Annotated in this window: 13 protein-coding genes; 7 read left to right on the forward strand and 6 right to left on the reverse strand. The window is 67.1% G+C overall.

Features of this window, described 5'->3' with window-relative positions:
• Positions 1-134 precede the first annotated feature (134 nt).
• Entirely contained in the window at positions 135-1,571 is a 1,437-nt protein-coding gene (gene nhaD, locus RSO68_RS01375; protein WP_245781486.1) for a sodium:proton antiporter NhaD, read from the reverse strand.
• Positions 1,572-2,163: 592 nt separating this feature from the next.
• Here nhaD and dkgB point away from each other — a divergent pair.
• Together dkgB and RSO68_RS01385 are read left to right on the forward strand one after the other, a co-directional pair.
• Positions 2,164-2,973: a 2,5-didehydrogluconate reductase DkgB gene (dkgB, locus tag RSO68_RS01380; protein ID WP_315585159.1), complete on the forward strand. Its 810-nt coding sequence runs from the start codon at positions 2,164-2,166 to the stop codon at positions 2,971-2,973.
• A 69-nt stretch (positions 2,974-3,042) separates the two neighbouring features.
• Positions 3,043-3,708, forward strand: coding sequence for an SDR family oxidoreductase (locus RSO68_RS01385; RefSeq protein ID WP_315585160.1), 666 nt, complete (start codon positions 3,043-3,045; stop codon positions 3,706-3,708).
• A 122-nt stretch (positions 3,709-3,830) separates the two neighbouring features.
• Here RSO68_RS01385 and RSO68_RS01390 read toward each other — a convergent pair whose 3' ends face one another.
• On the reverse strand, positions 3,831-4,235 hold the full coding sequence (locus RSO68_RS01390) for a DCC1-like thiol-disulfide oxidoreductase family protein (protein ID WP_089848779.1): 405 nt from the start codon (positions 4,233-4,235) through the stop codon (positions 3,831-3,833).
• Positions 4,232-4,735 (reverse strand): CIA30 family protein, encoded by a 504-nt coding sequence (locus RSO68_RS01395; protein WP_089848777.1) that lies wholly within the window; start codon positions 4,733-4,735, stop codon positions 4,232-4,234. The genes RSO68_RS01390 and RSO68_RS01395 overlap by 4 nt, the downstream gene beginning before the upstream one ends.
• A 230-nt stretch (positions 4,736-4,965) precedes the next feature.
• On the opposite strand from RSO68_RS01395, the gene RSO68_RS01400 reads away from it, so the two are divergent.
• Positions 4,966-5,487: a DUF6647 family protein gene (locus tag RSO68_RS01400; protein ID WP_315585161.1), complete on the forward strand. Its 522-nt coding sequence runs from the start codon at positions 4,966-4,968 to the stop codon at positions 5,485-5,487.
• Between the two features lie 17 nt (positions 5,488-5,504).
• On the opposite strand, the gene RSO68_RS01405 is transcribed toward RSO68_RS01400, so the two are convergent.
• Positions 5,505-5,840, reverse strand: a complete 336-nt coding sequence (locus RSO68_RS01405) for a helix-turn-helix transcriptional regulator (protein ID WP_315585162.1) — start codon at positions 5,838-5,840, stop codon at positions 5,505-5,507.
• Positions 5,837-7,186, reverse strand: coding sequence for a type II toxin-antitoxin system HipA family toxin (locus RSO68_RS01410; protein WP_089848770.1), 1,350 nt, complete (start codon positions 7,184-7,186; stop codon positions 5,837-5,839). The genes RSO68_RS01405 and RSO68_RS01410 overlap by 4 nt, the downstream gene beginning before the upstream one ends.
• Before the next feature lie 358 nt (positions 7,187-7,544).
• Between RSO68_RS01410 and RSO68_RS01415 the strand changes: the two genes are divergently transcribed.
• Entirely contained in the window at positions 7,545-9,134 is a 1,590-nt protein-coding gene (locus tag RSO68_RS01415) for a peptide chain release factor 3 (protein ID WP_089848768.1), read from the forward strand.
• Between the two features lie 198 nt (positions 9,135-9,332).
• Positions 9,333-10,097, forward strand: coding sequence for a TatD family hydrolase (locus RSO68_RS01420; protein WP_315585163.1), 765 nt, complete (start codon positions 9,333-9,335; stop codon positions 10,095-10,097).
• A gap of 37 nt (positions 10,098-10,134) precedes the next feature.
• On the opposite strand, the gene ygfZ is transcribed toward RSO68_RS01420, so the two are convergent.
• Positions 10,135-11,169 carry a CAF17-like 4Fe-4S cluster assembly/insertion protein YgfZ gene (gene ygfZ / locus RSO68_RS01425; protein WP_315585164.1) on the reverse strand — a complete coding sequence of 345 codons (1,035 nt, stop codon included), beginning with the start codon at positions 11,167-11,169 and terminating at the stop codon, positions 10,135-10,137.
• Positions 11,170-11,320: 151 nt separating this feature from the next.
• Here ygfZ and RSO68_RS01430 point away from each other — a divergent pair, with 151 nt between their 5' ends.
• A complete protein-coding gene (locus RSO68_RS01430) occupies positions 11,321-11,518 on the forward strand; it encodes a hypothetical protein (protein WP_089848763.1) in 198 nt (65 codons plus the stop codon).
• 68 nt (positions 11,519-11,586) lie between these two features.
• Positions 11,587-12,024 carry an OsmC family protein gene (locus RSO68_RS01435; RefSeq protein WP_089848761.1) on the forward strand — a complete coding sequence of 146 codons (438 nt, stop codon included), beginning with the start codon at positions 11,587-11,589 and terminating at the stop codon, positions 12,022-12,024.
• Positions 12,025-12,044: the final 20 nt, after the last annotated feature.

Raw genomic sequence — 12,044 nt, forward strand, 5'->3', positions numbered from 1 at the left:
CTTCTCCGTTCAACAAAAAAAGGAGGAGCTGACTTGGGCAGCTCCTCCTTTTTTACGCGTAGTTGTCGTGACTTTTCGCTGCTGTGGTGACCGGCCGCTGTCGTGAGCGCTCGGTGCGCCTCTTGCGGGTGCGCTTAGCCGAGGAGCTGGAAGCCCTCGGCGTTCATCCAGAGATGCACGGCGATGCTGGCCGCGTAGCCCAGCCCGATGACCGGGGCCCAGCGCAGGTGGGTGGCGAAGGTATAGTTGCCACGCGCCTGGCCCATCAGCGCCACCCCGGCGGCGGAGCCGACCGAGAGCAGGCTGCCGCCGACGCCGGCGGTCAGGGTGATCAGCAGCCAGTTGCCCAGCGACATGTCAGGCTCCATCGAGAGCACGGCGAACATCACCGGGATGTTGTCGACCACCGCCGAGATCACGCCCAGCACGATGTTGGCCCAGATCGGGTCCCAGCCGGTGTAGAGGGTCTCAGAGAGCAGCGCCAGATAGCCCATGAAACCCAGGCCGCCGACGCTCATTACCACCCCGTAGAAGAACAGCAGGGTGTCCCACTCGGAGCGGGCGATCCGCGTGAAGACGTCGAAGGGCACCACGCTGCCGAGCTGCTCGAGCTTCTTCCAGTCGCCGCGCTGGGTGTAGCGGGTGCGCTTGCGTTCCAGCGACATCGGCAGGCTGCGTCGCAGGTAATAGCCGAAGAACTGCAGCAGGCCAAGGCCCGTCATCATGCCCAGCACCGGTGGCAGGTTCAGCAGGGTATGGCAGGCCACGGCGTTGGCCACGGTGAACAGGAACAGGGCGATGATGCGTCGCGCGCCGCGCTTGAGCCAGACGTTCTCTTCCAGGGAGTCGGGCTTCCGGTTCTTGATGAAGACGCTCATGATCAGCGCCGGCAGCAGGTAGTTGACCAGCGCGGGCACCAGCAGGGCGAAGAACTGGTTGAACTCGACCATCCCGGCCTGCCAGACCATCAGGGTGGTGATGTCGCCGAAGGGACTGAAGGTGCCGCCGGCGTTGGAGGCGATGACGATATTGACGCAGCACAGGCCGATGAAGCGTTTGTCACCTTCGGCGACCTTGAGCACCACGGCGCACATCAGCATCGCCGTGGTCAGGTTATTGGCGATGGCCGAGATGCCGAAGGCCAGGATACCGGTGATCCAGAACAGCGAACGGTAGCTGAAGCCCTTGCGCACCATCCAGGAGCGCAGCGCATCGAACACGCGGCGCTCCTCCATGGCGTTGATGTAGGTCATCGCCACCAGCAGGAAGAGCAGCAGTTCGCTGTATTCCAGCAGGGTCTCCCGAAAGGCTTCCTCGGCCGCGTCGGGCAGGCCCGCCTGCACGTAGACCCAGCCAATCAGCGTCCAGATCAGGCCGGCGGCGATCAGCACCGGCTTGGACTTGCGCATGTGCAGCTGTTCCTCGGCCATGACCAGCGCGTAGGCGAGGATGAACAGCGTCACGGCGCTGAAGCCGTAGAGAGAGCTCGTGAGCGCGAGGGGCCCGGCGGCGGCCTGAGCCAGCGGGGCGGCCAGCAGGGCCATCAGGCCAAGCACGAGAAGACCAGGCATCCGGGCGCTGTGCCTGGGCCTGTGGTGCGGTCGGGGTAGCATCGACATCGGAGTGAAATTTCCCGGGGAGGAGGGTGAGCGGGGAGGCTGGAGCGAGAATGATAGGGGGCGAACCGTTTGCTCGCAACTGGAAGCAAGCCTTCGCCAGCGCCGTCGGCGGCCCTTCGGGGCCCGGGCATCGGCAGTCGCGATGCCGGCAGACAGCAGGCAAGGGTCTGACGCGCGCAGGCGGAGTTTCGCGGTGTTTCCTTAAGAGTTTCTTAAGGCATTCTCAAGAGCATCCAAAGAGCATCCAAAGAGCATCTCAAGAGCACCTCGAGGGCACCTCAAGCGATCCTCGAGCGTCCTTCACTACGGGCATCGCGAGCGGCAGAACGGGCGGTGCCATCGACGGTCACGCCGCGGCGCTAAGCGTCTCGCGCTTGGTCGGCACTGGCTCGGCCAGGGCGTAGGTCAGACAGCGCCCCTTGAGAGCGACCCTTGAAATCGACGCGTCTCCCCGCACCTAGACAGGATCGGCGCGGCATGCCCGACATGCACTGCGCCACCGATTCAGCGCGAAACGCAGCGCGCGACACGAGGAGCAGAGCCCATGAGCACGACCACGCTGCCCAATCCCGGCCTCGGCACCTTTCGCCTGAAGGGCGACACCCTCACGCAGGTGATCCACGACGCCCTAGCGCTGGGTTATCGGCATATCGATACCGCCCAGATGTACGAGAACGAGCAGGACGTGGGCGCCGCCCTCGCCGAGAGCGAGGTGCCGCGCGAGTCACTGTTCCTGACCACCAAGGTGTGGCACGACCGGCTCGAGCCCGGCGCGCTCAAGGAAAGCGTGCGCGAGAGCCTGGAGAGGCTCGGCACCGACTACGTCGATCTGCTGCTGATCCACTGGCCGTCGCCGGAGGACGCGGTGCCCATGGCCGACTACCTGAACGCCCTGCGCGAGGTGCGCGAGGCCGGCCAGGCGCGCCATATCGGCGTCTCCAACTTCACCATCGCCCAGGTCGACAAGGCGCTGGAGATCCTCGGGCCGGAGTCCCTGCTGACCAACCAGGTCGAGGTGCATCCCTTCCTGCAGAATCGCGACCTGGTAGCGCACTGCCAGTCCCGCGGCCTGACGGTGACCGGCTACATGCCACTGGCCGTGGGCAAGGTGATGGAGGATAAGACCCTGGCGCGCATCGCCGAGGCTCACGATGCCACGCCGGCCCAGGTGGCCCTGGCCTGGACCCGCGCCCGCGGCGTGGTGACCATTCCGTCCTCCACCAAGCATGAGCATCTGGCGAGCAACCTGGCCGCCCTCGACCTCACGCTGAGCGAGGAGGAGCTCGCGGCCATTGCCGCCCTGGATCGCGGCGAACGGATCGCCGATCCCGACTTCGCCCCCGACTGGGATTGATCCCGGCCGGCCTCTGTCATCGAACGAGACCCACTCGAACGAGACGAACGGCTCATCGAAGGAGAAATCATGGCTTCCACCGTACTGATCACGGGCGCCAATCGCGGCGTCGGCCTGGCGCTGGCGCGCCACTACCACCGGGCAGGCTGGCAGGTGATCGGCGCCTGCCGCGCGGGCTCCGACGAGCTCGCCGAGGTGGCCCATCGGGTCATCGACGGCATCGACGTGACCCGCGAGGCGGACGTGGCGCGCCTCGCCGAGGCGCTCGGGGATCAGCCGCTGGATCTTCTGATCAACAACGCCGGGTTGCTCCACGACGAGTCGCTGGGCGAGCTCGATTTCGACGCCATGCGCGCGCAGATGGAGATCAACGCCTATGCCCCGCTGCGGGTCACCGAGGCCCTGCTGCCGAGGCTTGGCGAGGGCGCCAAGATCGCCAACATCACCAGCCGCATGGGCTCGATCGCCGACAACGACTCCGGCGGGCGCTACGGCTACCGCGCCTCCAAGGCGGCGCTGAACGCCTTCGGCAAGTCGCTGGCGGTGGACCTGGCGCCCCGCGGCATCGCCGTGGCCCAGCTTCACCCGGGCTACGTGCAGACCCGCATGGTCAACTTCGGTGGCCTGATCAGCCCGGAGGAGGCCGCCGACGGCATCGCCGCGCGCATCGAGGCGCTGACGCTCGCGACCAGCGGCGGCTTCTGGCACAGCAATGGCGAAACGCTGCCTTGGTAAGGCCTGTCCTGGCAAAGCCTGTGCCGATGAGGTCCGTCCACGTCGAGTTAGCCGCTTTTTGAGGTGAGCCGTCTGATGACCGACCCCGATGAGGCGCTAATGACGTGGGCGATCATCGAGGCTCAGCGCCGGAGATTGCCGATGGGTCCGCGCCTCAGCAGACGCAGCAGGGCGGCCCGGCAGGCGCGCAGCCAGGGATAGAGCCGAGCGGTGCGGCTCGGGGAAGCGAAGAGCCTCGCCATCAGCCGGTTGAAGAGGCCGCTGCGTGTGCTCATCAGCGCCAAGCGATGTAGGGCCTCGCTGCCGTGGATCCACTGTTCGCCGATGCGCAGCGCGAATCCCTCGTCCAGGTCGATGCCGAGCGCGCTCAGTTCGCGGCGCGCGGCACTCTGCTCTCGTGCATCGACCAGTTCCAGCTCGCCGACGTCGCGACGCAGCCGCTGCAGGCGCACGAACCGGCGACACATCGGACACTCGCCGTCATAGACCAGCGTCATGTCGGGTCGAGACGTTTCCCGTCGCGTCATGCCAGCGCCTCGAGGGAGGCGATCTCCAGCCGGAACTCCCCCTCGCGACGGTCGGCGATCAGGAAGCCGAGCTGGCGAATGTCCTGCGGCGCGAGTGGCGGGGCATCCTCCAGCCGCCGGCCGCGGAAGACCGCCTCGAAGTCGCCCCAGTCAAGATCGAGGCTCTGCCACTCGCCCGTGGTGGTGAACCGGGCGCGATAGGCCGCCCCCTCGAAGAGGCGGTCGGTGCGCAGCCGCAGCTGGTAGGTGCGGCCGTCGCCGCGCACGTGGAGACGCATCCCGCGAGCGTCGCCCAAGGCCGGGTCGCCGGGTTCCCGGCGCACCGAGGCGAAGCCGCCGCCGTGTTCGAGCGACAGACGGCCGGTGAAGACGCCGGTGCCCGCGGCGGTCTGCATTCCACCCTGAGAGACCCCGCCCATCACGCCGTCGTTGATGGCATGCCAGCGATCTGCCTCGTCGGGGTCCTGAAAATCGATGCGGAAATCGATCCCTGATGGCATGGAGCCTCCTCGCGGTAGCGGTGAACCTGAGTATCCTTCATCACTCGACAGGATGACGTCTATCGGGGGGCACTGGCCAGCTGCCCATGTCCGTCGCCGCGACACCCCGGGTGGTGTGCACGCTCGGCGGCTAGACTTGTGAAGTGTCGCCGCCGCGTCGGCCGTCGGGGCTCGGGAATACCGTGCGGCCGGTCGCCGGCGCTTGCTTGCCCAACCATTGCGAGGTCGGCATGTCGCCTTTGCTCACGCCCCGCTGGCCCGCACCGCTCGTGCTCCGGATACTGCTGCTGGCGCTGCCTGCGGCACCCGCCGTGGCGTCCACGTCGCCCGGCCCCCCCTCGATTTCGGCGCCGGCACGGATCGTCCGGGAGCAGAGCGCCTGGTTGGCGCTGCGCACGGACTACCGCGAACCGGTACTGCCGGGGGTGCAATTCGAGAGCCAGGCGAGCCTGCAGCAACGCTGTTTCCCCGACTTTCCCGAACCGCTGGGCATCCTGGTCAAGGGAGCCTACGACCCCGTGGACGGCATCATCTACCTGGACGTCGATCTCGACCTGGACGACCTCATCGACCAGAGCTATCTGCTCCACGAGCTGGTCCATCATTTCCAGGTTCATCATGCCCAGCGCCACGATCGGGACGATGCCGCTACACGTCCCCGGGGGCGCCTGGAGGGCGAGGCCTATCGCTTGCAGCTGCGCTGGCTCGAGGAGGCGGGGGGTGGCGGACCCCCTGGCGGCGCTGGGCATTGACGACAAGACCCTGCGCATCATCGAGCGTGGGCTGCGCTAGCCTCATCGTCATCGGCGACGAGCCGTGACAGCAGGGCGGGCTGACGAGGCAGCAGGCCGACCCTCAGGCCCAGGGGGCGAAAGACGCAGTCCATGCTGGCCATGGAAGCGTTGCCGGCGTCGCGTTCGATGTCGGAGAGGGTGCGTCGGCTGATGCCGACGAGCCGTGCGTAGTCGCCCTGGGACATGCCCAGCACCTCGCGGCGCAGGTAGCGCAGCACCTGGCCTTCGCTGAGCTCCCCGCGCAGTAACTGGCGCAGCTGCTCCAGCAGGGCGGCTTCCCGGGCCTCGGGGGTCAGGGTGTCGGTTTTCATGGTGCCAGTCCCCAGCGTTTCAGCCGTTGATCAAGGTGACCAAGGCCCACGGCCGGCCGAGTCAGGATTCCTTCCGGCACGCCGCGCGCCGCGAGCCGCTCCGCCAGGCCTTGCAGGCGCCTGCCGAGGTCCTCCAGCTCGGCCATCAGGCGATCGGGGTCGACCAGGCCACCGAGCGCCCGGGCGATGGCGGGCCAGTCGAAGTCGCCGCCCTGTTCCAGCGGAGCGCCCCACTGGGTGGTGCGCGTCACGCCCTCCGGGTCGGCCTTCATGGGCGCGAAGTCGTAGACCGGGGCGTGCCAGATGCCTTCCGGGCGCTTGAGCAGGGCCGCATTGCGCCCATGGTTGTCGGAGTTGCCGAAAGCCACGTTGAGCAGGTCGCGCTTGACCCATTCGATTACGAACGCTTCTCGGTCGAAGGCCTCGCCCAGCTCCCGGACCCGGTGCTGGCGCTCGAGCAGGGTGACCAGCCGCTCCAGTACCGCCGGGTGGCGAAGGTGGGAGCCCGGGGCCACGCCGAGCAGCGCATAGACGGACTCCAGGCCGAAGCGACACAGCCGGCCGTCGCGTACCTCGACATCGAAGCGGGGCAGCCACAGCGAGGGATAGCGCTCGCCTTCGCTCAGCTGCAGGCCCTGGAGCGAGACGGTATCGATGCCCAGCTCGGCCAGCTCACGGTAGTAATGGTATTCGGCGCGCAGGATGTCGCAGTCGTCGTCCCCGCGCTGGCCGCGGGGAAACTTGACCAGGAAGTGCGGGTCGAGGGTCGTCGGGTCGTCCTGCCAGGTGTCGATCCAGACCTCGTCGCCCGCCGTGCGACGCACCAGCAGCTTGGGCGCCTCACCGCCGGCGCCGGTGGCCCCGCCGCTGGCGGCGCCCATCTGCTGGGCGTACTCCAGGAAGTCGGTATGCCGCTCGATGACATCGCTGAGTGGGAAGCGCAGTGCCTCCAGCGTGCTGCCTGGCGGGCGCGGCGGCACGGCCTCGCGGATGCGCAGGTTGCCGACCGGCGCGATGGTGCCTCGGTGCAGCAGCTCGCTGTCCTGCTCGCCGGACGTCAGGTCCTGGATGCCGAGGTGAGCGATCCAGTAACGGCGGCTCGCCCCGGCGGGCATGATGTCCTCGAGGAAGCCGAACCAGCGCTCGCCGTGGTGGCGCATCATCAGCTCGACCGGCAGGGTCAGGCTGCAGGCGTGCTCATCATCGCGGGACATCCAGGCCAGGGCATGCGCCTGGAGATAGCCCAACCGGGCCGGGCCACGCGTGCCGCGCTCCGGATGCGGGAGCTCCAGCACGGCCGCATCGTGCCACTGTCCCTGGTGATGGATCTGGAGGGTCAACTGCATGGTGGGCCCTGGCATGGTGATGGGTTTGCGCAATGTATTGCGCATAGTCTAGCGCAGGCGGTATTTCTTGCGCAGTAAATTACTCATATTTTGGCCGACAGGTCATATTTTGGGCAATATAGTGCGAATTGTGTGTGCGGGCGCCCATCGGGGTGGCCTGCTGTGTTCATGTCGCCGCGGCTTGAGCCGGATCTGATACCCCGTTCCGTTGCCGGTGGTCTGGCGGCCTGGTCGACGACCGGCGACAGAATCCGAGCCTGACGGTACAATCGTCGCATTCACGATACCGATAGACACCGACACGCGCCGGCCGGACCCGACCCCCGGCCGGATGTGCATCAATCAGCGACGAGACGCAATGTCCAACTCGACCCTCGCCCATGAAACCGGGCTGCGCCGCACCTTCGCGATCATCTCGCACCCCGACGCCGGCAAGACCACCATCACCGAGAAGATGCTGCTGTTCGGAAACGCCATCCAGCTGGCCGGTTCCGTCAAGAGCAAGCGCGACGACCGCCACGCCACCTCCGACTGGATGAAGATGGAGCAGGAGCGCGGCATCTCAGTGACCACCTCGGTGATGCAGTTCCCCTATGGCGGGCGCATCGTCAACCTGCTCGACACGCCGGGCCACGAGGACTTCTCCGAGGACACCTATCGCACCCTGACCGCGGTGGACTCGGCGCTGATGGTGATCGACGGCGCCAAGGGCGTCGAGGCGCGTACCATCAAGCTGATGGAGGTGTGTCGCCTGCGCACCACGCCGATCCTCACCTTCGTCAACAAGATGGACCGCGACACCCGTGACCCCGTCGAGGTGATGGACGAGGTCGAGGAGGTGCTCAACATCCAGTGCGCGCCCATGACCTGGCCGATCGGCATGGGGCGGCACTTCCGGGGCGTCTACCACCTCTACAACGACGTCATCCACCTCTACACCCAGGGGCAGGGCAACCGCATCCCCGAGGACAAGCGCATCGAGGGGCTCGACAGCCCCGAGGTGGACGAGGTGCTCGGCGAGGAGCAGGCCGAGGAGCTGCGCATGGAGGTCGAGCTGGTACGCGGGGCCTCGCATGAGTTCGATCTCGAGGCCTATCGCCGCGGCGAACTGACGCCGGTCTACTTCGGTACTGCCATGGGCAACTTCGGGGTGCGCGAGATGCTCGACGGCTTCGTCGAGTATGCGCCGCCGCCCCAGGCGCGTGAGACCGACACCCGAGTGGTGGAGGCCGACGACGGGCGCTTCACCGGCTTCGTCTTCAAGATCCAGGCGAACATGGACCCCAACCATCGCGACCGCATCGCCTTCCTGCGGGTCTGCTCGGGCAAGTACGAGAAGAACATGAAGATGCGCCACGTGCGCATCGGCAAGGACATCAAGATTGCCGACGCCCTGACCTTCATGGCCTCGGATCGCGCTCAGGTGGAGGAGGCGTGGCCCGGTGACATCATCGGCCTGCACAACCACGGCACCATCCAGATCGGCGACACCTTCACCCAGGGCGAGGACATGCGCTTCACCGGCATCCCGCACTTTGCGCCAGAGCTGTTCAAGCGCGTGCGCCTCAAGGATCCGCTGAAGATGAAGGCGTTGCAGAAGGGCCTCCAGCAGCTATCCGAGGAGGGTGCGACCCAGGTCTTCATGCCGATGGACAACAACGATCTGATCCTCGGCGCCGTGGGTACCCTGCAGTTCGACGTGGTCGCCCACCGCCTCAAGGAGGAGTACAAGGTCGATTGCATCTACGAAGGTGTGAACGTCAACACCGCGCGCTGGATCTACTCCGACGATGCCAAGAAGCTCGAGGAGTTCAAGCGCAAGGCCAGCACCAACCTGGCCATCGACGGCGGCGGCTACCTGACCTATATCGCCCCGACTCGGGTCAACCTGCAGATGACCCAGGAGCGCTGGCCGGAGATTCGCTTCCAGCCGACGCGGGAGCACTGAGCTTTAAGCACCGAGCGCCGAGCAGGATACTTCCAAGCCGGCGGCGCCGGGGACAGGACGAAGCGGAGGTCATTTGCCATGGATGGCAAATGTAGCGCCCAGGGACGGGTTCACAGCGCCTCCGCGATGGTCCGGCACCCCGGGGCCTGCCGCCGGATCAGCCGCCTGCCAAGGCTTCCCTAACCGCAGAGACTGCTCATGCTGATCGACGCCCACTGCCACCTGGATTTCCCCGATTTCGATGCCGACCGCGAGTTGGTGATTGAGCGGGCAAGGGCGGTGGGCGTCGCGCATTGCGTGGTGCCAGGGACGACCCGTGAGCACTGGGGGCGAGTGCTGGCGCTGGGGAAACGCGAGGACGTCAGCATCTGCCTGGGGCTGCATCCCTACTTCATGGCCGAGCATGCGCCGGGCGATCTCAAAGCGCTGGCGCAGTGGTTGGACGATCATCCGGAGATCGTGGCGGTCGGGGAGTGCGGCATCGATGCGCGTTTTGCCGACAGCTGGGACGCCCAGTGGCGCTTCTTCGACGCCCAGCTGCGCCTGGCCAAGGAAAGGACGCTGCCGGTGGTGATCCACTGCGTGCAGGCCAACGACCGTGTCGCCAAGCGGCTGCGTCAGCTCGACCTGCCGGCGGGTGGGCTGATCCACGCCTTCGCCGGCTCGCCCGAGCAGGCGAAAAAGTTCCTCGATCTCGGCTTCACCCTGGGGCTCGGCGGGGCGACGACCTTCGAGCGCGCCAAGCGCGTGCAACGCGCCGTGGCCTCGCTGCCGGACGACGGTTACGTGCTGGAGACCGACAGCCCCGATATGCCGCTGGCCGGCTATCAGGGAGAGCGCAACGAGCCGGCGCGAGTCGCCGAGATATGCCGCACGGTGGCCGAGCTTCGCGGCCAGTCGGAGGAGCGGGTGGCGGCGGCGAGTACCGCCACCGCCCGACGGCTCTTCGACCTGCCGTCCTAGTCGGCTCTCGCAGCGCGGATGGCCGGTGGTGGAGGGCCTAGCGAGCCGCCAGCGCCTCCGGATCCAGCCGTTCCACCGCATAGGGCAGTTTCAGCAGCTTGAGCTTCTGGCCGGCGCAGCGCAGGGGCAGGGCGGGCTCCTTGGTGCTCATCACCGCCAGCACCTCGGCCTCGCCGTAGGCGTCGAGCTCGGCCCCCAGCACTTCGCCGAGGCGCTTGTCGTTGGCGTCCTCGATGGCGCTGCCGGGCTCCGGCAGCAGGCCGCCGTCGAGCTGGGCCCGCACCAGACGCTTCTTGACCTGGCCGCGGAAGTGGGCGCGGGCGACCACCTCCTGACCGGTATAGCAGCCCTTCTTGAAGCTGATGCCGCCCAGCGCCTCCCAGTTGATCATCTGCGGCAGGTAGGTGTCGCGCTGCTCGGCGTTGAGCCAGGCGAGCCCGGCCTGGATGTCTTGCAGCCGCCAGACGGCGTTGTCGACAGGCGTGGCGTGCTCCTTGAGCCGCTGCCAGTCTTCCTCGACGCGTTCGGCCGGCAGGCAGACCAGCAGACGAGGCCGCGGCCCGGGGTGGGCCAACAGCTGGACTGCCTCGTCGCCGGCCTGATGCCAGGGCCGGGGTGCTGCGGCATCGAAGCGCACCTCGGCAAGCGCCGGGGCCTCGCGGCCGATCAGGCCGAGCAGCGCCAGGTCGTCGCGAACTCGCAGTTCGGCCTTGTAGAAGGCGGCGAACTTCGCCAGGTGCTCGGCGAGAGATGGTACCAGGCTCGCATGCATGATCAGGCGGAAATGTGCCGGGGCGATGCGCATCAGTTGGGCGTTGGCCAGCACGCGTCCCTTGGGGGTGCAGAAGCAGGTCAGCGGCGCGAAGCCGCCGTCGGCCAGTGACACCTGGGCGCTGGTCTGGCCCTGCAGGAAACGCTCGGCATCGGCACCCTCGACGTCGAGCACCCCGAGGTGGGCGAGCGGCGTCATCACCGTCGTATCCAGGGCGACCCGGGGTGCCGCGGGCGTCTCGAACGTCACGCGATGACCGGCCTCCTGCCGGCCGCCGGTGGCAGCGATCCAATCCTTCATCTGCGGGGCTCCTCGTGATTCGGTGTCGGGCTTGATGCTGCGCTAGATGCGGGCGACGGAGCGGCATTGCAAGCGCTGCCCGGTACCTCGGTGGCGTGCTAGACTCGATGCCTACTCTTATGCACCCTTTCATTCCTCTCAGGAGCCGATCATGGCCCAACAGTCGCTGAGTTTTCAGGGCGTCGAGAACGCCGACCAGGTCAACCGCATCACCACCGCCCTGATGATGCTCGACGGCGTCGACACTGTCGAGGTCGGTCGCCACGGCGCGGAAGTCGAGGGCAAGGCCCGCCGCGAGGCGCTGATCAAAGTTATCAAGGACCTCAAGCTCGGCATCGAGGTGAAGTGACCGGACGGCGACCCGATGAGGCGTTTATGTTCGAGGTGAAGTTCCAGGGAAGGTGATTTGGAGGTGACATGAAGAAGACCATTGAAGTCGTCAGCGAGCGTAACCATATCTATCGTCAGCGGGTCGAGCTGGACGGATTCGAGGACCTCTTCGTCGATGTGCCCGAGGCCTACGGCGGCGAGAACAGCGCCCCGGATCCCCACGACTACTTCGATCTCTCCCTGGGCGCCTGCAAGGCGATCACGGCCATGATGTACGCGCGCCGCAAGCAGTGGCCGCTGTCGGGCGTGAGCGTCACGGTCAACCGCGACGACAGCCAGGAGCGCCACGGGACCTATCGCCTGGACGTGGCCATGGCCTTTCACGGCATCGAGGACGCCGAGCAACAGAAGCGGCTCGAGGAGATCAGCGACAAGTGCCCGATCCACCGGCTGATGACCACCTCCACCGTGGAGGTCTCGACCCGCCTCGCCGACCAGCGCACCGCTACCCGCGCCGACGCCTGACCCCGCGCCCGGCGTCGTCT

The organism is Halomonas saccharevitans (assembly GCF_032333995.1).
GTDB lineage: Bacteria > Pseudomonadota > Gammaproteobacteria > Pseudomonadales > Halomonadaceae > Halomonas > Halomonas saccharevitans.